This window comes from Lysinibacillus sp. RC79 (assembly GCF_041262405.1).
GTDB lineage: Bacteria > Bacillota > Bacilli > Bacillales_A > Planococcaceae > Lysinibacillus.
This window is the reverse complement of record NZ_JBGCCD010000001.1, coordinates 1-24,032: the sequence shown is the minus strand read 5'-3', so window position 1 is coordinate 24,032 and position 24,032 is coordinate 1. Positions and strand designations below refer to the sequence as shown.

Sequence of the window (24,032 nt, the reverse complement as noted above, 5' to 3'; positions counted from 1 at the left end):
AGACTCAGTTCCTCTATTTCAGCAGGTGTTTGGACACTCTCTGAAAAGTAATTTAAATTCGCATTCATCTCACCACCTATAAAGGTGGGAGACTTCTGCTGAAAGAAGTTAAAAAATCTTCATATATAAAGATTTTTTTGGCTATTTTAAAGTAATAATTATAAGGGGGGTTTCTACTAACAAGTATAAGTCCCTATTGTGAATCTAAAATTGTGCTATTGTAAAGAATTCGTTAATTTTTCGGGATCATGACTATCATTTTTGTCCCGACGCCAACTTCACTTTCTACCTGAATGCGACCATGATGAGCCTCTACTAAGTGCTTCACAATAGCTAGCCCTAAACCTGTCCCCCCGGAGTTCCGGCTTCGCGCACGATCCACACGGTAAAACCGTTCAAAAACACGGGCAATTTCATGCTTTTCTATTCCTATACCTTGATCTTCTATTTCAAGAATGCCGTACGTTTCATTTTCTTTTAATCGAATCGTAACGGTTGTATTTTCTGGAGAGTACGTTATGGCATTGGTAATTAAATTTGTAACAATTTGAATGATACGATTCGCATCACCCATAACTTGAACATCACGATCTACATCAACATGAAAGCTCATATTTTTCTCATCCAGACGAGGTCCTGTCAGCTCTGCTCCACGTATGAGTACATCTTGCAAGCCCATCGGCATAATATTAACGGTAAAACCATGCTGTTCAATTTTCGATAACTCCAGTAAATCCTGGATAAGCATCTGCAGACGGTTACTTTCCTTATTAATGATCTCTAAAAAAGATAGCAGCATTTTTTCATCCTTATACGCACCATCCAGTAAAGTTTCAGAAAAGCCTTTAATAGATGTAATAGGTGTACGCAATTCATGGGATACATTTGCTACAAAGTCCTTACGAATCTGCTCTAAACGAACAAGCTCCGTAATATCATGCATAACGATAACGACACCAAGCCATCGACCATGATCTCCTATAACAGGGGCTCCATACACTTCCTTATTATATAGCTCCTGTTGGACCTCCATTTTAATTTGTTGACGATAAGGCATTTCTGTTAGAAACACATGGTCGATAAATTGCTCAAGTGATTTAGGTAAGCCAATTGTACGAAAAACTTTTCCTTGTACGTCGTCAATTTGCATACCGAAACGCTCTAAAAATACACGGTTTACGATAGATATATTTCCCTCACGTCCAATCATCATGAGGGAGCTTCCCATGTTTTCAATTAACGTTTTAAGCCTTTCCTCTTCTACTTCGCGAATCGTCGTAATATCCTGTAAGTTACGCGCTAAAATATTGATGGAGTGACTAAGTGGTATCATGCGTTCACTCTCATTTTCATAAGCACGAGCACGGTAATTTCCCTTCGCCAGCTCAAGTGCTGTATCTGTCACGTTATCAATAGGAGCAGTGAAATTTCGAATCATATAGCGACTTACAATAGCTATTAAAATAAGTGCTATTATAAAAAGAATCGCTAGCACTACATAAAGTCGCGCATGAACATTCGATAGTAGAAAATCCGTTTCCTCAATGTTTTGAGCAGTATATAGTGCCTCTTTATCTTCTTTTGATAGTTCAATTTTTCGTTCATCTAATACTTGGTTAATGGATTCTTGCATCTGTAAACTAGCCTGCTCATTGTACTGTTCTATATAAACAGGAAAAAGCTGACCTATAACAATCATTAGGACAGCTAATATCGATCCAAGCAATAGCATGAATGTCAAGAATAAGCGGGTGCTCATTGATTTCATGTCGTCTTCGGCTCCTCGAATTTATAGCCAAGGCCGCGAATTGTTTTGATGAACATCGGCTTACGGCTACTTTCCTCGATTTTATCGCGAAGGTGGCTTATGTGAACATCCACAATTCGGGTATCGCCAGCAAAGTCATACTTCCATACAGCACTTAATAGCTGATCACGTGTTAAAACACGGTTTTTATTTTCAAGTAAATAAATGAGTAGCTCAAATTCCTTTGGTGTAAATTCCAGTGCCTCATCCTGTAAAAATACTTCAAAACGCTCTGGAAAGACACGCAATTGTCCAAATTCATACATTTTCTCTTGTGGCCCATTCTTATCTTCAACCACTATATTTTGAGTAAAACGTCTTAAAACAGCCTTTACCCGTGCTAACACTTCGCGCGGACTAAAGGGTTTCGTCATATAATCATCTGCCCCTAGCTCTAGACCAAGTACTTTATCGAACTCGTCATCCTTTGCTGTTAGCATAATAATAGGTGTATTCATACGTTGTTGACGAATTTGTTTACAAACCTCCATACCATCAAGCCTTGGAAGCATCAAATCTAATAAAATTAAATCTGGCTGTAAGTCAATTGCCTTATCAAGACCCTCTTGACCATCTGCAGCTGTTTCTACAACATATCCAGCCTGCTCTAAATTATATTTCAATAATGTCGCAATAGAAAATTCATCTTCTACAACTAAAATCGTTTTTGTCATGTGTATTGCCTCCGTTAGTGATTTGAAACCCCCATTTCAAATCTAAGACGTCTATAAAGCAAGTGGTGGTGTCACCAGCAAAGTACCTTCAATCACAAGCTGCTTTTGCTCATTATATGAGTGCACCGATACAGTAATTGTATTTTGTAATTTATTGACTTCTGTTACCTCTAAAAGTGTATCAAATAATTCATAATGATAGAGTGGTTCTAAATATTTTATATGTTGCTCAATAATTCGTGCACCTGGTCCAGGAATATACTTTGACACAGCTGAAGTAATAATGCCATTTAACATGATTGTTGGTACGATTGGCTTTTGAAAAGGTGTCATCGCAGCATAATCATGTTGAATATAAAGCGGATTATTATCATTCGTAAGGCCTAAATAAAGCAGTAAATCCTTATCTTCTATTTTTTCGGTAATATGAATCTTCTCGCCAACTGTAATTTCATCAATAGTGAGACCAAGCTTACTGTTTTTTTGAAGCAAAAATACGCCAACCCCTTTTCTATCATATACCTTCATAGTATCAATTTTATTCCAAAAGTACAACGAAAAGCAGAATAACCATTTATCTTCATTTAGCATTTTTTATTTGTAACAAATAGAACGCGACAGCTACCATTACACCAAAGCGAAATTGATAAAAGTTTACTACCAAAACGTGGGGTTGATTTCCGTTCCAGGCTACTCGCTTTCCTGTGGGCGAGCGCCGAGCCGCTTCCTACGCTTCGCTCCGTGCAGGGTCTCGCCTGTCTCGCTTTCCCACGGGAGTCGAGTAGCCTTCCACTACAATCAGCGATAGCGTAGAATTTCTTATAAATTTATATATTTCAACGCTATAAATGTTCGCATCGAGATGTACATTTTTGTTTGTCTTAGTATGTACACTTTCTCTCAAATATTCATGTGTATGAATATTTACAACTTGACATTGAAACCTCTACTCTCATAAATATCAGCCAAAACCAGCGACTACATAGCCGAACAAGGCTATCATGCTAGCCAATCCAAGTAAAGTTGTAATATACATTGGTGAGCAAAAATGTACATTGTTATACGAGCATACTTACAAGCGCATTTATTATCGCCATGGCTACTCACCAAAATCGAACAGACATATAACAGTGACGCAATTGTAAATCTATTGCTATAGCTTCGTTAGCACTTTACTTTTACACAGACAGAACATTGCAAAGGTTTCGTTTTATCGCTTAATAGATATGTCAGAAAATACATGCTATATGAAGTGGTTGATTGGAGTGGAGGCTGGGCGACTCCTCGGGGATCAGCGTCACAGATGAGACCCTGGAGCGAGCAACGCGAGTGAAGCGGCTCATCGGACGCCCCCAGGAAAGCGCCCAGTCGGAATGGAAATCAACCACTCGCTTTGCAAAAGAGTCATACTTTAATTAATATGACTTTAATTTCATTGACATAATAGTTTTTCAACAACATAAAATCGAGTAGGAATGAATCCTACTCGATTTCATAAACTCTTATTAAGCTAAAACTTTCATAACGTCGCGGACAGCCTCTGCCGATTTATCTAAAGCTGCTTTTTCATTGTCTGTTAATTCAAGCTCAAAGATTTTTTCTATACCATTTGCACCTAATAATGTCGGAACACCTAGATATAAATCATTGTAGCCATATTCGCCTTCTAAGTATGCAATAGATGGAAGTATACGTTTTTGGTCTTTAATGATAGCTTCCGCCATTTCAATAAGCGCCGCTGAAGGAGCATAATAGGCAGAACCATTACCAAGAAGATTAACGATTTCAGCGCCACCTTTACGTGTACGGTCTACAATCTCTTCAAGACGATCTGCTGGAATTAATGATTCTAATGGAATACCACCAGCGAACGAGTAGCGAGTAAGTGGCACCATTGTATCACCATGACCACCTAACACAAAACCTGTGATGTCTTTTACTGAGATATTCAGTTCTTCAGCTACAAACGCACAGAAACGAGCTGTATCAAGTACACCTGATTGACCTATCACACGATTTTTAGGGAAACCAGTTTCTTTGAATACTGTGTAAGTCATTGCATCAACTGGGTTTGTAAGAACGAGGATTGTTGCATTTGGTGAGTACTTAGCAATTTCCTTAGAAACAGCTTTCATTACATCTTGGTTAATTTGAACAAGATCGTCACGGCTCATACCTGGTTTACGAGCAACGCCAGCAGTGATAATTACTACATCAGAATCTGCAGTATCTGCATAATTAGAAGTACCTTTAACATAAGAATCATAGCCTTGCACTGGTGCAGCTTCCCACATATCTAGAGCTTTACCTTTAGTTGGATTCTCAGCTTGAGGAATATCCACTAACACTACATCACCAAGTTCTTTTTGAGCCGCTAAAAATGCTGCAGTAGCGCCTGTAAAACCGCTACCGATTACTGAGATTTTTTTTCGTTTCAGAGACATTCGAATACGCTCCTTTAAAATTAGGTTATATATTTTAAAAAAGGGAGGAGAATAAATTCTCCTCCCTCGATTAAACAAGTTCATCGTAAATATTTTATTAAGCTAAGGTCAATAGAAATTTACATTTCACCCTAATTATATCGGCAGAATATACTTCCGCTTTAACTATAATTTCTATTTTAGAATAGAAAATTATAGGTTTTTGATTAATTCAGTAGCGAATTCTGAACATTTTACTTCTTTAGCGCCGTCCATTAAACGAGCGAAGTCGTAAGTTACAACTTTAGAAGAAATTGTATTCTCTACAGATTTAGTAATCATGTCAGCTGCTTCTTGCCATCCTAAGTGTTCAAGCATTAATACACCTGAAAGTAATACTGAAGATGGGTTTACTTTATCTTGACCAGCATATTTTGGAGCTGTACCGTGAGTAGCTTCGAAGATCGCGTGTCCAGTTACGTAGTTAATGTTTGCGCCTGGAGCGATACCGATACCACCAACTTGAGCAGCTAATGCGTCAGAGATATAGTCACCGTTTAAGTTCATTGTAGCAACTACGTCGAACTCAGTTGGACGAGTTAAGATTTGTTGTAAGAAGATATCAGCGATAGAATCTTTAACTAAGATTTTACCAGCTGCTAAAGCGTCAGCTTGTGCTTTGTTTGCTGCTTCTTCACCTTGTTCAGCTTTAATAGCATCATATTGGTTCCAAGTGAATGTTTGATCAGCAAATTCTTTTTCAGCTAATTCATAGCCCCATTTTTTGAATCCACCTTCAGTGAATTTCATGATGTTACCTTTGTGTACTAAAGTAACAGATGGGCGTTTATGTTTAATTGCATATTCGATAGCAGAACGTACTAAACGCTCAGTACCTTCTTTAGATACAGGTTTTACACCGATACCAGAAGTTTCTGGGAAGCGGATTTGATTAACACCAAATTCAGTTTGTAGGAAGTTGATGATTTTTTGTGCTTGTTCAGAACCAGATTCGAATTCAATACCAGCGTAGATGTCTTCTGTGTTTTCGCGGAAGATAACCATTTCAACGTCTTCTGGACGTTTAACTGGAGAAGGTACTCCATCAAAGTGACGTACTGGACGTAAGCATACATATAGGTCAAGCTGTTGACGTAATGCTACGTTTAGAGAGCGGATACCACCACCGATTGGAGTAGTAAGAGGACCTTTGATTGCGATTAGGTATTCGTTAATTTTGTCTAAAGTTTCTTGTGGTAACCATTCACCAGTTTGGTTGAATGCTTTTTCACCAGCTAGAACTTCTAACCATTCGATTTTCTTTTCACCGTTGTAAGCTTTTTCTACTGCTGCGTCGATTACGCGTGATGCTGCAGCCCAAATATCTGGACCGATTCCGTCACCTTCGATGAAAGGAATCACTGGATTGTTTGGTACATTAAGTACGCCATTTTCAACTACAATTTTGTTTGACATTGATGTTGCCTCCTAAATTCATAATCATAGGACTGTGTTATCAGTAACACAGTCCCAAATATTCTAGCATATTTTCCAAATTAGCGCTCGCTGATTGGAACATATTTTTGCATACCTGGTCCAACATACTCTGCACGTGGACGGATTAGGCGGTTGTTAGCATATTGCTCTAGAATATGAGCTACCCAACCAGAAGTACGTGATACTGCGAAAATTGGTGTGAATAGGTCATGATCAATACCTAAAGAATCATACACTGACGCAGAGAAGAAGTCTACGTTTGCAGGTAATTTCTTTTGTTCTACGATCATGTCATGGATTTTAACTGACATTTCATAAAGCTCTGGTTTACCAGTTAGCTCAGTTAATTTTTGTGACATTACACGTAAGTGTGGTGCACGTGGGTCGCCTTTGCGGTATACGCGGTGACCGAAGCCCATGATTTTTTCTTTGTTGTCTAATTTATTTTGAATATAAGACTCAACGTTTTCAAGTGAGCCAATTTCAGATAACATTTTCATTACTTGCTCGTTTGCACCACCATGAAGTGGTCCTTTTAATGCACCGATAGCTGCAGTTACACCAGAATAAACATCTGATAATGTAGCTACACATACACGTGCTGTGAATGTAGACGCATTTAATTCGTGATCCGCATGTAATACTAATGCTTTGTCGAATGCTTCAACTTCAATTGCTGCTGGTTCTTCACCTTTAAGCATGTATAAGAAGTTTGCTGCATATCCTAATTCTGGTTTTGGCGCAACTGGCTCTAAACCTTTACGAACACGCGCAAATGCAGTAACTACTGTAGCAATTTTAGCTTGCAAACGGATTGCTTTACGGTAGTTAGCTTCTGTATCCATAACATCCGCTTCTTCATCGAATACACCAAGTAAAGATACTGCAGTACGTAGTGCAGCCATTGGATGTACAGTTGAAAGTGGGTATGATTTGAATTGGTCTACAATTGCTTGCGGAATAGACATGTTGTCTGCCAATTGTTGTTTTAATTCAGCTAGCTCGTCCGCTTTTGGTAAACGAGTATGCCATAATAAATAAATTACCTCTTCGAATGACGCATTCTCTGCTAAATCATCAATGTTGTAACCAACATATGTAAGTGTGTCATCGATAATTGAACTGATTTTAGATTCCGCTGCTACGATACCTTCTAAACCTTTAGTTGCTGACATAAATTATCGCTCCCTCATAATATATTTTTTAGTTGTAAATGCAGTTATTAGCTCACATTTACGTTTTTTGCTCATATGAACCATTAAGTTAATCGCTTACATTGCTATTATAATCATTTTTGACAGCTTTGTGAATGAAAAACCCCCGAATAAAGAAAAAGGCGCACGAGCGATTATAAATAAGTTTTAAAGAGATTCTTTTGCACATTTCAATATTAATTTATCATTTGAAACGGGGTGAATTTGTAAAAATGAGGAATATTAAATATTTTTCATACGAAAGAACTATAAGTGTTTTATTCTTTACATTCTATTTGGTAATACTGTGGTTCGTATTGCCTGTATCACTCGCAATTTTTTTGTCTTTTTCTACGTATCCTATCATGAAATTTCTTCACGCTTATTGTAGGATTACCTATTGGCTTGCAGCAATTATTGTGGAAGCACTTATACTAGCTTGCATTTTTCTTCTCGTTATCATATCTATAAACAGTATTATTCTTGTCTTCCCTGAAATCAGAGATACACTACAAAATTTCCCACTTTTCAATGAGTATGAATCAATGTTCATCCAAGTTTTAAAGGAAAAATCGCTTTCTATTTTCGATTCAATCTTTTTATATACGGCTAATATTTTCCAACTATTTATGAAGCATGTAATTGAAGTATTTATATTCCTTGTTGCTTATTATTTCGCCCTATTGGAAACTCGTAAATCCCGATATTGGTTTTTTCAATATGTGCCCAAAAAATTCCGCAATGAATGGCAGAAGCATTTTTCTAAAATCATGCAGCTATTTCATTACTTTTTGTACGTGGAGTTTCAGCTATTCACGATTACACTGCTCATTCTTTGTGCGGGATTTATGATTCTTCAATTTGAACAAGCCATTATTAAAGCTTTTATAGTTGCATTTGCAGATGTACTTCCGTTCTTTGGGATTGGCGTATTTCTTGTACCCATGAGCATTTATTTTTACTTAAAAGGCAATACCTTTTTATGTGTAGCTATTTTACTTTTGTATCTCTTCGTTCAATTAACAAGGCAGCTAGCTGAATCCATGCTTTGGTCAAATACATTACAATTACGTACATTCCACACTTTTTTCATCAGTGCTGCCTCTATTTTATTATTTGGTTTTTACGGCATTTTACTGAGCCCTATATTTTTATTTTTGGCGGTTAAACTAAAGGATAATGCTATTTTTGAACGATAATAAATTGACCTTTTTTCATTTTTTTCCGCATCCAATAATAAAAGATTGGCTGGAACATTTTGCGAGAAAAAGGCATGAGCAATAATAAACCAACAAGATCTGTTATAAAACCTGGTAATGTTAGAAGTACACCACCACTGAAATTTAATACTGTGTCAACTAATGCTGGCCCTGGAGCTTCTCCACGTGCTATCGTATTTTTTACCTTTTGTACAGAATTCATACCTTTATTTTTCACTATATAAATACCTATAATACTCGTAGCGACTATAAGCAATAATGTATTTAGAACACCAATATTTTGACCAATTACTATTAATAACGCCAACTCGGCTAATGCATAGACAATGAAACCAAGAAAAACTTTTCTCATTTTTTTCTCCTTTCTATCTAAAAAAGCTATACCTTTTATACGTTATTATAGCCCATTAAGTTTCATTAAAAAAACAATGGGCCTATTTAAGGAGAGGATGATGCTATTCTTTTTATAGTAAATTCTCCTTCCATGAGGGAAAAGGAACAATTTTAATTTGGTTAAATATTGTTTAAACTAGGCAAAATCAGCTCGTCACCATAAGGTGGGGTTGATTTCCGTTCCGACTTATACCACGACATACGTTTTAACAAAATGTCATTCCTAGATTTCGGTGAAAAACCGCAAAATGCTATTTACTTCTTTTTATAAGAAAAGCTCTAGTACAATTATTTGCACTAGAGCTTTATATTATAGATTACAGAACACTTGCATGCCCTTTGTAAATAACCCCTGTTTCAGCATCCATTGTAATTTCTTGACCGTGGCGAATCAATGTAGTGGCTTCTTTTACTCCGACGATAACAGGGATACCAAGGCTTAGTCCTACAACTGCGGCATGACTTGTTAGCCCGCCCTCCTCTGTAATCAGACCAACACAATTTTCAATTGCTGGCATCATATCACGATCTGAGCCAACCGTTACTAAAATGCATCCGTCTGTATCATATGCTAGTGCCTCTGCTGCATTTTTTGCAACAACTGTTTTTCCTACTACTGAAGCTTTACCGATTCCTTGACCACGAGCTAATAAATCTCCAATGATGTGTACCTTCATTAAGTTAGTAGTACCCGCTTCACCTACTGGTACACCTGCTGTAATGACTACTGCATCACCGTGCGTTACAAAGCCATGCTTCAAGCTTTCATCAACAGCTAGCTCTAAAATTTCATCTGTTGTCGTAACTCGTTGACAAACAACTGGGTATACACCCCAAACTAGTGTTAATGCTTGAGCTGTATTGGTAGAACCTGTTACAGCGACAATCTGAACACCTGGGCGATATTTTGCAATCATTCTAGCTGTGTTACCACTTTCTGTTGGTGCTAGTACTGCCTTCACACCTAAGTTAATCGAAGTGAATGCTACTGCCTGAGAAATCGCCTCAGTCATATTTGCCTCTTTTTCACGACTACGTGTAGAGACGATTGCCTTATAGTCTAATGAATTTTCTGTACGTTGTGCTATTTTATTCATTGTTTGTACGGACTCTACTGGATAAATCCCTGCTGCCGTTTCACCAGACAGCATAATTGCATCTGTACCATCGATAATTGCGTTTGCTACGTCACTAGCCTCTGCTCGTGTTGGACGTGGATTACGCTGCATCGAATCTAGCATTTGTGTAGCTGTAATAACTGGTTTACCTACTTGATTACATTTTAAAATTAATATCTTTTGTACAAGTGGTACTTCTTCTGCCGGGATTTCTACACCAAGGTCACCACGTGCTACCATTAATCCATCTGAAACCAAGATGATTTCATCGATATTATCTACACCCTCTTGGTTCTCGATTTTCGGGATAATTTGAATGTGGCTACCACCATTTTGTTCAAGTAATTCTCGAATTTCTAGTACATCCTTTGCTCGACGAACGAACGAGGCTGCAATAAAATCAACACCTTGTTTAATACCGAATAGAATGTCCTGTGCATCTTTTTCTGTAATTCCAGGAAGCTGTACAGAAACACCCGGCACGTTAACACCCTTTTTATTTTTTAAGACACCTGCATTTTCAACAATCGTATGAATAAGACCTTTTTCCATATCTTTTGCTAATACACGTAATTGAATAAGTCCATCATCTAATAAAATAATCGAGTTTTGCTCAACGTCCTCGATTAAAAGATCGTACGTTACAGAGAAGCTTGCCTCTGTTCCTTCAACCTCAGTCATTGAAATATCAATGACTTGCCCTGCAGCTAAATGCAATTCTCCGTTTTTCATATTATGTGTACGAATTTCAGGGCCTTTTGTGTCGAGTAAAATCCCAACTGGTTTACCTAATTTTTGTGCTACTTCACGAATTAAATTAATACGTACTTCATGTTCCTCATGAGAACCATGCGAAAAGTTTAAGCGGGCAACATTCATACCTGCTTCAATTAGTTTCTCTAAAGTTTCTGTTGACTCACTTGCTGGACCAATTGTACATACGATTTTTGTTTTTCTCATTTTCTGCCCACTCCGTTTTATGCCAAATTATATTGATAGTTCTTTCATTAAAGTATATAAGCTTACATCTGCCTCATGATTTCTTTCGAAAGCCTCAGGCATATCGTAGTCAATAACTTGATGATTGCGGATACCTACCGCTCTGCCAGGCTTTCCTTCCATTAGCAATTCAACTGCATGTGCACCGAATTGACTCGCTAGAACACGATCACGCGCAGTAGGTGAACCACCGCGTTGGATATGTCCAAGAACAGAAACACGCGTCTCTTTCCCTGTTTTTTCATATAATAGTTTTGCCAATTCGCTACCAGACATGACACCTTCAGCGACGATAATAATGCTATGCTTTTTCCCGCGCGCTGCTCCACGGTCTAAGCGTGCCACAATGTCATCCAAATTATAATCTTCTTCTGGAATTAAAACTGTTTCAGCACCAGCTGCAAGACCTGCCCATAAAGCAATGTCTCCTGCATCTCGCCCCATTACCTCAACGATAAAGGAATTTTCGTGGGAAGTTGCTGTATCGCGGATTTTATCTATTGATTCCACGACCGTATTTAATGCCGTATCGAAACCTATAGTATACTCGGTTCCTGGTACGTCATTATCAATTGTTCCTGGTACACCAACAACAGGAAAGCCTTTTTTCACTAAATCCATAGCTCCACGGTAGGAACCATCACCGCCAATAACGACTAGTCCTTCAATGCCAGCTTCACGCATAATGTCAATGCCTCGCTGCTGAACAGCGTCTTCTTTAAATTCAGGACATCTTGCTGAATTTAAATGTGTACCGCCACGTTGAATAATGCCACCTACTGAACCTAAATCAAGATTTTCCATACTGCCTTTTATTAAGCCATCATAGCCATGCTTAATTCCGACAACATCAATTCCATGATATGCTGCCTTACGAACGACTGCACGAATAGCTGCATTCATTCCTGGTGCATCTCCACCACTTGTTAATACGGCAATTTTTTTCATTGTCGAACCTCCTGCAGATACTATTATTATTCACATTAACATGAAAAAACAAACTATGTAAGGGTTCTGGTGCTACAAAAACATAACTTTTACATAAAAAATAAAAAGAATGCGCTTTCACACACTCTTTCTATTTGAAAACAACCGAAATTTAACATTTATTCAATATATTTTCATTATTTTTCGCACTATTTACTCTAGGTTTTTTATTAATGTAAAACACAATTTTTAACTATTTTCGAGCAAATTTACATGTCCAAAAACCTAAAACTGTATTTAAGCTTCTGTAAATTGTCCTATCTTTCTGAATTTCTCATAACGGTCTTCAATTAATTGTTCGCCATTTAAAGAATTCAATGCTTTTAGTGTGTCGCTTATACATTCTTTTATATAAAGTGCTTGCTTCGCTACATTGCGATGAGCTCCACCTGTTATTTCAGGGATAATTCCATCAATAACGCCAAGCTCTTTTAAGTCAGGTGCTGTTATACGCATTGCTTCTGCCGCTTGCTTTCCTAGGCTACCATCACGCCATAAAATCGATGCAGCCCCTTCTGGTGAGATAACCGAATACGTTGAGTTTTCTAACATAAAGACACAATTCGCTACACCTAATGCAATGGCACCTCCACTACCGCCTTCTCCGATAACAATACTAATAACTGGAACTGTTAAGCCCGCCATTTCGACTAGATTTCTGGCAATCGCTTCACTTTGACCACGTTCCTCAGCAGCCTTACCGGGATAAGCACCTTTCGTATCAATAAAACAAATAATTGGTCGCTTAAATTTCTCAGCCTGCTTCATTAACCGTAATGCCTTACGGTATCCTTCTGGATGTGGCATACCAAAATTCCGACGAATGTTTTCTTTAGTTGATTTTCCGCGTTGGTGTCCAACAATCGTTACTGGCTGACCTTCAAAAAGAGCAATTCCTCCAAGAATAGCCGCATCATCACCAAACGTACGATCACCATGTAACTCAATAAAGTTTTCACACATAGCCTCTATATATTGTAATGTCGTTGGTCGTTCTGGATGTCTAGCAACCTGTACACGATCCCACGGCTTCATATTGGCATAAATGGATTGTTCTAACTGTGTTAGACGTGTTTCTAACGTTTCGATTTCGCCTGTCATATCTACATCTGCATCGGCAGCAATCGTTTTTAACTCATCAATTTTTTCACGTAATTGTACTACTGGTTCTTCAAAAGCTAAATTTTTAGACATGTTTCACGCCGCCTTTCGTATGCATTTTTACAAGCACTGCTACTTTGTTTCGTAAATCTTTTCGATGGAAGATGGCATCAAGCTGACCATGCGCTAATAAAAATTCTGACGTTTGGAAATCACTTGGCAGTTTTTCTCTTACTGTTTCTTCAATGACACGGCGACCAGCAAAGCCAATCAATGCTTGTGGTTCAGCAATATTAATATCTCCAACAGAGGCAAAGCTTGCAGAAACGCCACCTGTTGTAGGATGCGTCAAGATAGAAATAAACAATATTCCTTCATCGCTATGGCGTTTTAATGCCACACTCGTTTTTGCCATTTGCATTAATGATAGAATGCCTTCTTGCATGCGCGCTCCACCACTAGCAGTAAAGATAATAAATGGTAGACGTAATTCAGTAGCTTTTTCAATGGCAAGTGTGATTTTTTCTCCGACAACTGAGCCCATTGAGCCCATACGGAAATGAGAATCCATAATTGCTACAACAATTTCTTCTCCATCCAGGGTACCTAACCCAGTCAGTACAGCTTCGCTTAATCCCGTTTTTTGTTGATCCGCTGAAATTTTTTCTACATAAGCAGGGAAATTAAGTGGGTTACTTGTTTGTAAATGATCGTCCATTGAAACAAATGAATCTTCATCTAAGAAATCTGCTACGCGCTCCTGCGCTGTCATTTTGAAATGATGGTCACATTTTGAACATACTTTATGATTTTTTTCTAATTCCTTCGTTAATTGAATGTGACGGCATTCTGGACATTTTGTCATAAGTCCTTCTGGAAATCCCTTTTCTTGTCCATCCTCTTTCTTTTTAGTAAATAGGCTACGAATTGCCATGTTTGACTCCCCCTTTGTTGTCTAATTACTTCGTACAGTCTTCATCCACTGCTCGTAAGCTGTTAATGCTTCTTTTTCATAGCCTAGCTGCATCGATTTCAACATAGTTTGAATGATTAATTTTTCTTCTTCTGTTGAGTTTCGATTTAAACGGTCACCGTCATAAACTGCTAACTGAAACCATACTTTTAGTGAAAGACGATTTCCTGACGTGATTATTATTTCCCGTAAAACATCCCGACAATTAATCGTACTTTCTATCTCTAGTTTTACAAAAAAACTGTCCCACACAGGTAGTGTTCGCAGAGTCTCTGTACAACTTATTACGCGAATGGCTTCCTTTTCATGAATTTGTCGCGTTAATTCGACATCCTTTTTCGATTTTTCATCTTCTAATATAAACATCGACAATATTTCTACGAGCTGATGTTTTTGTGTTGAAGCTAGGAATGTACCTCCCCCATGTCTCGTTTCAATAAGACCTAACAATTCTAAGCTTCGCAATGCCTCTCTCACGGAGGATCGCCCGACACCTAGACGTTCTGAAAGGACTCGTTCGGAAGGGAGCTTTTCACCAGCCTGTATTTTTTCCGTTTTAATAAGTTGACGTAATTGTTGGACGATATCTAAAAACACTTTCTTTTGTTCGGTTTTTTTATCCATACGATCAACTCTCCTTACTATCAATTTCGCCTTGGCAAATTTGCGTTCGGATTTTGAATTGTGCCAAGGCCTGCACGAGGACCGACACGATGTCGGTCATTTCGGTAATGCCACAAGACGTGGCGTTCTTAGACTGAATTCCTCTATTCAGTAGAAGTTTGGACACTCACTGAAAAGAAATCACATCCGCAATTCATTTCGTCACCACAAAGGTGAGAGGCTAATACAGAATGAAGATAAAAAGTGGTCTGGCCACTTTTAAACATTGACTATAGCTTACAAAATAACTGTTAAAAAGTAAAGAAAAAACTGCATAAAAAATGTATGCAGTTTCTAAAATTTTCTTCAATTTCATATTCTTTTCGTCGCTTGCGCATGTTTTACTTTCACTTGAGGTTTACCAAAGCGCCTTTCAAGTGTTCCCTCAATGTAAAGCAATTCATCTTCAAGTAACAGCTCTTGAACAAGATGAAAAACCTGTGGGAATAAAGTTACAGATACCGTTCCAAACTCATCCTGAAGCTGAACAAAGGCCATTTGCTCACCTTTTTTTGTGCGTATTTTTTTTACTTCTTCTATCATGCCAATCATTTTTACATACGTTCCGTCACGCGCTTGTTTTAACTCTCGGCACGTACTATTTACTTCATTCCAAAAAGCTCTTTCCTCTGTGACCGGATGGGCTGATATATAAAAACCAAGACTTTCCTTTTCATGTAGCAATTTTTCCTTTTGTGGCATCGCTTCCACTTCCATATACTTTGGCTTACCAAAGCTAAAGGTAGTAGTCGATTCAATATCAATATCCTCAGTTGGTCTTAGCAGTTCTGCATGCTTCAAAGCTGCCTCCAATGTCGCTATCAGTACCGCACGATCTTTATCTAAATAATCGAGAGCCCCTGCGAAAATTAAAGACTCCATTACTTTTGATTTAAAATGCTGTGCACTTAAAGCAACTGCCAAGTCAAACAAATTATCCAATGCTTCTGGCTTCTCTTGGCGTAAGGTGTATACTTTTTCTATAAATGTATAGGGAACACCCTTTATTCCGGATAAGCTATAGCGAATTCCATCCTTCTCAACAGTAAAAAATTTTGTACTTTGTTTTAATGATGGCGGGTAAAACGAAATCCCTTTCTCTTTTGCCTCATTCTCAAGTTGCAGAATTTTTTCCACATTTCCTGTTGCATTTGATAATAACGCAGTATAAAAACTTTGCGGGAAATGTGCCTTTAAATAGGCCATTTGATAGGAAATAACGCTATATGCGACAGCATGGCTTTTAGGGAAACCATAGTCTGCAAAGCGTACAATTAATGCATACACTTCTTCCGCCACATGGACGTCAAAGCCTTGCTTCATCGCTCCATCTACAAATGCGGTACGTTGCGCCTCTAATACTTGGCGATTTTTCTTACTTACCGCTCGACGCAATAAATCCGCTTGTCCCATCGTAAATCCAGCCATCACCGAGGCAATTTTCATGATTTGTTCTTGATAAACTATGACACCAAATGTCTCTCGTAAAATGGGCTCTAATGCTGGATGGGGCATAGTAACCGATTCCCTTCCTGCTTTCCGTCTAGCATACATAGGAATAAAATCCATTGGGCCAGGGCGATACAATGCATTGACTGCTACTATATCTAAAAAATGGGTTGGTTGAATATCACGTAAAGCTTGCTTCATACCTTCCGATTCTAATTGAAAAATCCCTAATGTATCTCCCATTTGAAGAAGTTTAAATGTTTTTTCATCTTGCATCGGTATAAGATCAAACTCTATCCAAGGACCACTGGCTTTATAAATTGACCAACGTACTTGCTCTAAAATTGTCAGGTTGCGCAATCCTAAAAAATCCATTTTGACAAGTCCACAGGCTTCTACATCTCCCATCGGCCATTGCGTACAATATATTCCATCATGGCCTTCTTCAATCGGTATCGTATTGACTAATGGTGAAGGAGACAGCACAATTCCGGCCGCATGAGTAGAAGAATTTCTTGGCAACCCTTCAAGTTTTAACGCCACCTCAAACCAGCGACGATGCTTTTCATCCTCGGCTAACCAGCCTTGTAAGCCTTGTGATTCGGCCACTGCTTTTTGCAATGTTATCCCAGGTTTATTTGGAATCATTTTTGAAATTTTTTCTAATACTTCAGCATCAAAACCAAAAACACGGGCAACATCTCTAGCAACTGCCTTAGCGGATAAAGTGCCAAATGTAATAATTTGCGCTACATTTGCCTTTCCATATTTCTGAGTGACATATTGGATAACTTTTTGTCTTTTACTGTCGACAAAATCGATATCTATATCTGGCAGTGTAACACGTTCAGGGTTTAAAAATCGTTCAAATAATAAGCCGTAAACTAATGGATCTACTTGCGTAATGGATAAGCTATAAGCCACAAGAGAACTTGCTGATGAACCACGACCAGGGCCTGTTAAAATACGATTTTCTTTAGCAAAATGCATAAAATCTGCAACAATTAAAAAATAATCTGCATAGCCCATTGAACAAATAATTTCAAGCTCGTATTGAAGTCGCTCTCGATAAACTTGAGGAATTTCAGTTTGCTTTAAACGTTCTGCCAATCCTGCAAAAGCCTCTTTAACGAGCAAGCTTTCGGCTGTTTCATCTGTTGGCACAGGAAATTTAGGCATTTGTACGTGCATTTCAGGAATTTCCGCTGTACAGCTAGCTAGCATCGTTGCACTAGACTCAAGCCATTCTGGATGATCAGCAAACCAACTTCGCCATTCCTCTTCTGTTGGAGCGAAATAACCTTGTAAATGAGCTGATAGCATTGTACCGGTAAGCTTTTCACCTGAATCTATCGCTCTTGCAACCTCAAAGGCAAAATGATCTTCTGGACGTAAAAAATAGCAACTCTGAGAGGCAACCATCGTTATGTTCATAGTTTCACACCATGCTACATACGTTTCTTCTTTTTCAGTTATCATTCCTGCAGGTCTTGCTATACCCATAAATAAATGTTTACCAAATACCTTGTTTAGAGCACTTGCTACTTCAATCCAATTCTCAATTTCTATTAAATCATCCGAAGAAAGTAATGCCACACAGCCCGCTGCATATCCTTCAAGCCATTTCCACGGAAGTGCATCATCCTCTCTAATCGAAACTGCACTACTAATCTTTAATAGATGTTGGTAACCTTCTTGCGTCTGAGCATACAGCACAAGTGGAACCTTTCTTTCTTGCCACTGTACATTGATTGTGAGCCCTAATACAGCATGAATATTCGCTTGCTGCAATGCTTTACAAAAAGGCAAAAGCCCGTACAATTTTGAATTGACGATTGCACAGGCCTGAGTATTTTGCTCTTGTAAAAAAGGGATCAATTGTTCAAGCCGAATCGTACTTTTCAATAAATCCGCACTCGTATGCATTTTCGTGTATACATGTGTCAAATGAATCCCTTCCTTTCTAGGTATTAAAAAATGTTAATTTCAAAGCTTTATTATTATGGTAGAAGCACGTTCTTATTCTATTGAGTTTACAAATCATCGCCAAATATTGGATAATCACCATGATGAGAGGTTGATTTCCGTTCCGGCTGGGCGCTTTGTTGCTGCCGCTTCGCTTTCGCACAGATAAAACATTTGCCGCTGACGCTTCGCTTTCGCGCAGAGCAGAGCTTCCTGGGGGCGTCCGATGAGCCGCTTCGCTTCGCTGCAGGGTCTCGGGCCAACACGATGTTGGTCACGAAGGCGTTATCACAGGATGTGATGCTTTTAGCCTTCGTTCCTCTATCGCTGATCCCCAAGGAGTCGCCCAGCCTCCACTCCAATCAACTTATATATGGCATACGTTTAACAAATGTCATCCATAAATTTTAGTGATGAGCCCAAATAATCATGTTTATTAATATGCCTTACAAATTTCCTGTAATCTCGTTATAACATGGTCTGCTTCTTCCCATGAATAAGCTGTAGCTCCAGAAGCGAGCGGATGTCCACCACCATTAAATTCCTTCGCCAAAGTGTTAATAATAGGGCCTTTTGAGCGTAAACGCACACGAATTTGATCGGCCTCTTCAATAAAGACCACCCATGCACAAATACCTTTCACACTGCCAAGACAACCAACTAACAAGGATGCCTCTGACGGCACAACATTGAATTCTGCCAGCAATTCCTTTGTCAGCTTGATATGTGCTGCTCCATACTCATCCATTTTGAAATTTTGATAAATATAGCCCTGTAAATTTAATAGCTTTTGATCCATTTCATACATTCCGTCGAAAATTTGATTTCGATCAAAATTATATGCAATGAGCTCCCCTGCAATTTTAAACGTTTTTACGGTCGTGCTAGGGAATTGGAAACGTCCTGTATCCCCTACAATACCAGCAAATAATAATCTTGCTGAGGCATCAGGTAGAATCCAGTTTGCTACTTGTTTTCCTTCCTCAAAAAGCTCATAAATCATTTCACTACATGAGCTCGAATTCGTATCCACCCATAGTAAATCACCATACGCATCATCATTTGGATGATGATCTATTTTAATGATCATTTTACCCTTTATATATCGTTGATCGTCCACACGTTCAGTATTTGCCGTATCTGTCACAATAACTAAAGCATTGTCGTAAATTGCATCTGTAATGTCATCTGGATTTGCTAAAAATGATAATGATTCATCATGCTCACCTACAGCAAAAACTTTCTTTTCCGGATAATTTGCTAAAATAAGCTCTTTTAAGCCTTGCTGAGATCCATAAGCGTCTGGATCTGGACGTACATGGCGATGAATAATGATTGTTTCATATGAAGCAATTGTGTCGATGATTTGTCTTTTCAAATTTATTTCCCCCAAAATGATAGTAATAACCGTTAGCATTTTTCTTCAATAATCGTTACAATAATGACTAGTTATGCTAGGAGGTTTACTATGATCAATTTAATATTTGTCTTTGCAATAATCATATCATTTGTTTTTTATTTTTATTTTAAAACAAAACAGTTTCGTTCCCTATTACCAATTGCTAAAAATTGGTACAAAAGTAAGGCGAATGTAAGTCTTGGTGCATTTATTCTTTTATTTGCTTTAAACCAAGCCTATTTATTCCCTGGGTTATATACATTTATTATTGTAGCAATTCTTGTCGTTTTAGGCATCTTTGTTATGATCGAAAATAGTAAAAAGGTTCGTCACTACGGTCAATTTGTTGAAGAAGAGTACCGTATTAACCAATGAATAATCAATTATGCCTCGGCATAATTGCCGCTGACGCTTCGCTTTCGCGCAGATAAACAATGCGTACGAGTGTTTGGAGACCCGCTGAAAGAAGTGAAAGGGATGGTCTAGCATTTACCCTAGACCATCCCTTTTTGTATTTTCTTAACGTTCCAGTAATTGGAACATCATCATTGCCTTCCCAACAAGCATTTGTTGATTAAACACTTCGAAGTCCATTTTCACAAACTTACGACTCATGTCTAATATTCGAGGCTTTACAGTAAGTGTACTTTCCATTTGCACAGGCTTGATGAAATAAATCGTCATGTTTTCGGCAACTGCATCTCCACGTTTACGGCGCTTTAATGCGAATGAGCCAACTTCCGCTAACAAAGTTGTAAATGCTCCATAAGAAATTGCCCCATATTGGTTTGTCATTTGAGGTGTGACTTTAAAATCTACGATTAATTCTTCATCGCCAAGCACCTTCATCTCATTTTTCACTAAATCATCAATCGTTTCACCATGCTGTGGTTGTCTTTGAGCAAGCTGAAGCGCTTTTAGTACATCTTGTCTACTAATTACACCTTGCAAAATATTGTCATCATCGACTATTGGCAACAGGTCAATCCCTTCCCAAATCATACGATGTCCTGCAGAAGCAACACTCATTTTCATCGATCCGGCAATTGGATTTTTTGTCATAACCTTATCAATAAGCTCATTTTCTTCTCGACCAATAGCATCTTTTACTGTAATCATCCCAACAAGTTTATTGTTTGCTGTAACAACAGGAAATGCACCATGAGTTGTTCGTTCATTTAGCTTTTGGAAATGATGAATTGTTTCATCATTTCGGAGAACAGAAGTATCCGTCATCGGTACAAAAATATCTTCAATAAATAAAATATCTTTTTTGATTAATTGGTCATAAATTGCACGGTTAATCATTGTTGCCACGGTAAAGGTATCATAGCTTGTTGAAATGATCGGTAGGTCCAAGGAATCTGCGAGTAACTTGTTTTCCTCCGTTGTATCAAAGCCCCCTGTAATTAAAACAGCAGCACCAGCTCGCAGTGCATTTTCATGTGCTTTAATACGGTTACCAACGATGAGCAAGCTTCCTGCATCTGTATAACGCATCATATCTTCTAATTGCATGGCACCAATCACAAATTTCGTTAACGTTTTATGTAGACCTGTTTTTCCACCTAAAACTTGGCCGTCTATAATGTTAACTATTTCAGCGAAGGTTAATCGCTCAATATTTTCTTTCTTTTTCTTCTCAATACGAATTGTTCCAACACGTTCAATAGAGCTTACTAAACGGCGATTTTCCGCTTCTTTAATGGCACGGTATGCCGTTCCTTCACTCACCTGCATTTCCTTTGCAATTTGACGTACTGAAATTTTATCACCTACGGGTAGTGATTCGATGTATTGTAAAATTCTCTCATGTTTTGTAGACAAAATATCACCTATTTCTCAAGCATCAATTCTGCTCTTAGTGTACCATATTTTTTATCAAATTATTTAATATAAAGTGTGAATTTGTTTTACTTTTCCCATCGTTTCAACTACGCACGTGGTGCCAACTCATATAGTACAGCAGTGTCACTGATTAGGAACAGTTTACTTTTTCACCCGCTTTTAAAATTTGAACCTCTGCATTTTGCACTAAATCTGCAAAAATTTGTGGATCCTGCTCGATTGGAGGGAATGTATTGTAATGAACAGGTACGACAATTTTCGGCTTCAAAAATGAAACTGCACAAGCCGCATCTTCTGGTCCCATCGTAAAATTGTCACCAATTGGTAAAAACGCAATATCAATAGGATGGCGTTCTCCAATTAATTTCATATCACTAAACAAAGCCGTATCCCCTGCATGATAAATTGTTACTCCTTCAATAAATAATAAAATTCCAGCAGGCATTCCCATATAAATAATTTCATTATTTTCAGTTACATATGACGAACCATGGAAGGCTTGAGTAAGCTTCACTTTACCAAAGTCAAATTCCTTGGCTCCCCCTATATGCATTGGGTGCGCTTTCACTCCTTGCCAAGAGATCCAATTGGCTAGCTCATTTGGTGCAATAACGAGTGCATCTTTTTTCTTTGCAAGCTCCACTGTATCACCGACATGATCATTATGGCCATGTGTAAGTAAAATAATATCCGGAGCTTCATCAGCAACCTTTAAATCTGTTTGCCCATTCCCATTAATGAATGGATCTATCAATATTGTTTTCCCATTTGATTGAATTTTAACAACTGAATGTCCATGATAACTAATTTCCATATAAGTTTCCTCCCAGCGGTACATATTGTTCTACATCATTTTTATTCGCTATCCATGCGATTTTTCCCTTTTTTTGATATGCTAGTACAGAGAATAATAGATTCTTTCTAACAAAGTTTTATCTAGTTAGGAAACAATCTTTCATTCGGTCGAAGCCCCATGCCGGGTAGGCTATAAATTTAGCCAAGCACGTGAAATTTTTTTCATTGCAATAAGAGGAGGAACTGTTTATGTCAAAGGTTAAAGAAATTCAAAACTATTTACAACAAAACCAAATTGATGCCGCTTTCGTAACGACACCAGACAATGTTTTTTACGTTTCAGGCTTTAAAAGTAATCCGCATGAGAGATTACTTGGCGTGATGATTTTTAAAGAGGCAGAACCTTTTTTAATTTGCCCCAAAATGGAAATCCCAGATGCGAAGGATGCAGGTTGGCCTTATGAGGTCATCGGTCACCAAGATACTGAAAATTCAATGGAAGTTCTTGCACAAGCGATAAAAGATCGTAATGTTAACCCACAAACGTTTGCTATTGAAAAAGCTCAGCTCATCGTAGAGCGTTTAGAAGCCCTACAACAATCATTCCCGCAGGCAAGTTTTGTCCGTCTCGACGAAAAAATCAATGCTATGCGAGTAATTAAAGATGAAAATGAATTAGAAAAATTACGTAAAGCTGCAGAACTAGCTGACTATGCTATTGAAATCGGCTGTAAAGAAATCGCTGAAGGCAAAACAGAAATGGAAATCTTAACAGCGATAGAAAGTGCTATTCAGGATAAAGGCTGCAAGATGTCCTTTGAAACAATGGTATTGAGCGGTCCAAAAACGGCCTCTCCACATGGTAAACCAGGTGCTCGAAAAATAGAAAAAGGCGATATGATATTATTCGACCTTGGCGTAATTTACGACGGTTATTGTTCTGACATTACACGTACGGTTGCCTTTGGTGAACCTAGTGAGACACAAAAGGAAATCTACAACACAGTACTAGCTGCTAACACAAATGCAATTGCAGCAGTAAAACCAGGTGTTCGCGCAATGGATTTAGATAAAATCGCTCGTGATACTATCTCTGAAGCAGGATATGGCGAATATTTCACACATCGACTTGGTCATGGACTTGGCATTTCTGTACATGAATTCCCATCTGTTACAGGTGCAAATGAAATGACTATGGAGGAAGGCATGGTCTTCACAATTGAACCAGGTATCTATAAATCTGATGTGACTGGTGTCCGTATTGAAGATGATGTAGTCGTAACAAAAGACGGAGTAGAAGTACTAACAAAATTCCCGAAAGATTTGATTGTACTATAAGTTTATTTAAGAAAAAGGAAGCAACCAACATGGTGCTTCCTTTTTTAGGTGTGCCGGGCATGTCCGTCAACTAGGTGATGAAAGTTCACTGTGGACGTTGGGATATGCGAACCACTAGCCAAGTGCAAGGGTGTCCGTGGCGACGCGGAATCTGAAGGAAGCAGGCGGCAAAACCTTGGTCCGAGGTACA

General features: G+C 38.3%; 19 protein-coding genes. 3 read left to right on the top strand and 16 right to left on the bottom strand.

The features are described 5' to 3' along the window. Window positions 1-232: 232 nt before the first annotated feature. The 6 genes from pnpS to citZ form a co-directional block, all read right to left on the bottom strand. Window positions 233-1,768, bottom strand: coding sequence for a two-component system histidine kinase PnpS (pnpS, locus tag ABH968_RS00095; protein WP_370041454.1), 1,536 nt, complete (start codon window positions 1,766-1,768; stop codon window positions 233-235). After that, the gene (locus tag ABH968_RS00090) at window positions 1,765-2,481 is read right to left on the bottom strand and encodes a response regulator transcription factor (RefSeq protein ID WP_370041452.1); all 717 of its coding nucleotides are present in this window, start codon (window positions 2,479-2,481) and stop codon (window positions 1,765-1,767) included. Before ABH968_RS00090 ends, pnpS begins: the two co-directional genes overlap by 4 nt. A 51-nt stretch (window positions 2,482-2,532) precedes the next feature. Further along, window positions 2,533-2,973 (bottom strand): MaoC/PaaZ C-terminal domain-containing protein, encoded by a 441-nt coding sequence (locus ABH968_RS00085; RefSeq protein ID WP_370041450.1) that lies wholly within the window; start codon window positions 2,971-2,973, stop codon window positions 2,533-2,535. Between the two features lie 1,013 nt (window positions 2,974-3,986). Continuing rightward, on the bottom strand, window positions 3,987-4,925 hold the full coding sequence (gene mdh, locus ABH968_RS00080; RefSeq protein WP_370041448.1) for a malate dehydrogenase: 939 nt from the start codon (window positions 4,923-4,925) through the stop codon (window positions 3,987-3,989). Window positions 4,926-5,117: 192 nt separating this feature from the next. Then, the gene (icd, locus tag ABH968_RS00075) at window positions 5,118-6,380 is read right to left on the bottom strand and encodes an NADP-dependent isocitrate dehydrogenase (protein WP_370041446.1); all 1,263 of its coding nucleotides are present in this window, start codon (window positions 6,378-6,380) and stop codon (window positions 5,118-5,120) included. 80 nt (window positions 6,381-6,460) lie between these two features. Further along, entirely contained in the window at window positions 6,461-7,576 is a 1,116-nt protein-coding gene (citZ, locus tag ABH968_RS00070) for a citrate synthase (RefSeq protein ID WP_134021887.1), read from the bottom strand. A 251-nt stretch (window positions 7,577-7,827) separates the two neighbouring features. Between citZ and ABH968_RS00065 the strand changes: the two genes are divergently transcribed. Continuing rightward, window positions 7,828-8,793, top strand: coding sequence for an AI-2E family transporter (locus ABH968_RS00065; protein ID WP_370041444.1), 966 nt, complete (start codon window positions 7,828-7,830; stop codon window positions 8,791-8,793). Here the strand turns inward: ABH968_RS00065 and ABH968_RS00060 are convergent. The 8 genes from ABH968_RS00060 to ABH968_RS00025 all read right to left on the bottom strand — a co-directional run bounded on the left by ABH968_RS00060 (window position 8,777) and on the right by ABH968_RS00025 (window position 19,840). Continuing rightward, window positions 8,777-9,166: an FxsA family protein gene (locus ABH968_RS00060; protein ID WP_370041443.1), complete on the bottom strand. Its 390-nt coding sequence runs from the start codon at window positions 9,164-9,166 to the stop codon at window positions 8,777-8,779. The two genes, ABH968_RS00065 and ABH968_RS00060, sit on opposite strands and share 17 nt — an antisense overlap. A 358-nt stretch (window positions 9,167-9,524) precedes the next feature. Next, on the bottom strand, window positions 9,525-11,285 hold the full coding sequence (gene pyk, locus ABH968_RS00055; protein ID WP_370041442.1) for a pyruvate kinase: 1,761 nt from the start codon (window positions 11,283-11,285) through the stop codon (window positions 9,525-9,527). 27 nt (window positions 11,286-11,312) lie between these two features. Then, entirely contained in the window at window positions 11,313-12,272 is a 960-nt protein-coding gene (gene pfkA / locus ABH968_RS00050; protein WP_370041441.1) for a 6-phosphofructokinase, read from the bottom strand. 276 nt (window positions 12,273-12,548) lie between these two features. Beyond that, window positions 12,549-13,505 (bottom strand): acetyl-CoA carboxylase carboxyltransferase subunit alpha, encoded by a 957-nt coding sequence (locus tag ABH968_RS00045; RefSeq protein ID WP_370041439.1) that lies wholly within the window; start codon window positions 13,503-13,505, stop codon window positions 12,549-12,551. Continuing rightward, the gene (accD, locus tag ABH968_RS00040) at window positions 13,498-14,346 is read right to left on the bottom strand and encodes an acetyl-CoA carboxylase, carboxyltransferase subunit beta (protein WP_370041437.1); all 849 of its coding nucleotides are present in this window, start codon (window positions 14,344-14,346) and stop codon (window positions 13,498-13,500) included. Before accD ends, ABH968_RS00045 begins: the two co-directional genes overlap by 8 nt. A 21-nt stretch (window positions 14,347-14,367) precedes the next feature. Then, entirely contained in the window at window positions 14,368-15,009 is a 642-nt protein-coding gene (locus tag ABH968_RS00035; RefSeq protein ID WP_370041435.1) for a FadR/GntR family transcriptional regulator, read from the bottom strand. Window positions 15,010-15,360: 351 nt separating this feature from the next. Next, entirely contained in the window at window positions 15,361-18,444 is a 3,084-nt protein-coding gene (gene dnaE, locus ABH968_RS00030) for a DNA polymerase III subunit alpha (protein WP_370041433.1), read from the bottom strand. Window positions 18,445-18,898: 454 nt separating this feature from the next. Then, window positions 18,899-19,840: a DHH family phosphoesterase gene (locus tag ABH968_RS00025; RefSeq protein ID WP_370041432.1), complete on the bottom strand. Its 942-nt coding sequence runs from the start codon at window positions 19,838-19,840 to the stop codon at window positions 18,899-18,901. Between the two features lie 90 nt (window positions 19,841-19,930). Here ABH968_RS00025 and ABH968_RS00020 point away from each other — a divergent pair, with 90 nt between their 5' ends. Then, the gene (locus tag ABH968_RS00020; RefSeq protein ID WP_370041430.1) at window positions 19,931-20,236 is read left to right on the top strand and encodes a YtpI family protein; all 306 of its coding nucleotides are present in this window, start codon (window positions 19,931-19,933) and stop codon (window positions 20,234-20,236) included. Window positions 20,237-20,380: 144 nt separating this feature from the next. Here the strand turns inward: ABH968_RS00020 and ABH968_RS00015 are convergent, their stop codons facing one another. Together ABH968_RS00015 and ABH968_RS00010 are read right to left on the bottom strand one after the other, a co-directional pair. Continuing rightward, the gene (locus ABH968_RS00015; RefSeq protein ID WP_370041428.1) at window positions 20,381-21,688 is read right to left on the bottom strand and encodes a DRTGG domain-containing protein; all 1,308 of its coding nucleotides are present in this window, start codon (window positions 21,686-21,688) and stop codon (window positions 20,381-20,383) included. 151 nt (window positions 21,689-21,839) lie between these two features. Then, on the bottom strand, window positions 21,840-22,523 hold the full coding sequence (locus ABH968_RS00010) for a metal-dependent hydrolase (RefSeq protein WP_370041427.1): 684 nt from the start codon (window positions 22,521-22,523) through the stop codon (window positions 21,840-21,842). A gap of 230 nt (window positions 22,524-22,753) precedes the next feature. Here ABH968_RS00010 and ABH968_RS00005 point away from each other — a divergent pair, with 230 nt between their 5' ends. Beyond that, window positions 22,754-23,842, top strand: a complete 1,089-nt coding sequence (locus ABH968_RS00005) for a M24 family metallopeptidase (protein WP_370041425.1) — start codon at window positions 22,754-22,756, stop codon at window positions 23,840-23,842. Window positions 23,843-24,032 lie beyond the last annotated feature (190 nt).

Excerpts from the sequence above, each read along its gene's own strand:
- pyk (WP_370041442.1), bottom strand. The coding sequence starts at position 11,285 with ATGAGAAAAACAAAAATCGTATGTACAATTGGTCCAGCAAGTGAGTCA.
- icd (WP_370041446.1), bottom strand. The coding sequence starts at position 6,380 with ATGTCAAACAAAATTGTAGTTGAAAATGGCGTACTTAATGTACCAAAC.
- ABH968_RS00065 (WP_370041444.1), top strand. The coding sequence starts at position 7,828 with ATGAGGAATATTAAATATTTTTCATACGAAAGAACTATAAGTGTTTTA.
- citZ (WP_134021887.1), bottom strand. The coding sequence starts at position 7,576 with ATGTCAGCAACTAAAGGTTTAGAAGGTATCGTAGCAGCGGAATCTAAA.
- ABH968_RS00020 (WP_370041430.1), top strand. The coding sequence starts at position 19,931 with ATGATCAATTTAATATTTGTCTTTGCAATAATCATATCATTTGTTTTT.
- ABH968_RS00090 (WP_370041452.1), bottom strand. The coding sequence starts at position 2,481 with ATGACAAAAACGATTTTAGTTGTAGAAGATGAATTTTCTATTGCGACA.
- pnpS (WP_370041454.1), bottom strand. The coding sequence starts at position 1,768 with ATGAAATCAATGAGCACCCGCTTATTCTTGACATTCATGCTATTGCTT.
- mdh (WP_370041448.1), bottom strand. The coding sequence starts at position 4,925 with ATGTCTCTGAAACGAAAAAAAATCTCAGTAATCGGTAGCGGTTTTACA.
- ABH968_RS00010 (WP_370041427.1), bottom strand. The coding sequence starts at position 22,523 with ATGGAAATTAGTTATCATGGACATTCAGTTGTTAAAATTCAATCAAAT.
- ABH968_RS00005 (WP_370041425.1), top strand. The coding sequence starts at position 22,754 with ATGTCAAAGGTTAAAGAAATTCAAAACTATTTACAACAAAACCAAATT.
- ABH968_RS00060 (WP_370041443.1), bottom strand. The coding sequence starts at position 9,166 with ATGAGAAAAGTTTTTCTTGGTTTCATTGTCTATGCATTAGCCGAGTTG.
- accD (WP_370041437.1), bottom strand. The coding sequence starts at position 14,346 with ATGGCAATTCGTAGCCTATTTACTAAAAAGAAAGAGGATGGACAAGAA.
- ABH968_RS00045 (WP_370041439.1), bottom strand. The coding sequence starts at position 13,505 with ATGTCTAAAAATTTAGCTTTTGAAGAACCAGTAGTACAATTACGTGAA.
- ABH968_RS00035 (WP_370041435.1), bottom strand. The coding sequence starts at position 15,009 with ATGGATAAAAAAACCGAACAAAAGAAAGTGTTTTTAGATATCGTCCAA.
- pfkA (WP_370041441.1), bottom strand. The coding sequence starts at position 12,272 with ATGAAAAAAATTGCCGTATTAACAAGTGGTGGAGATGCACCAGGAATG.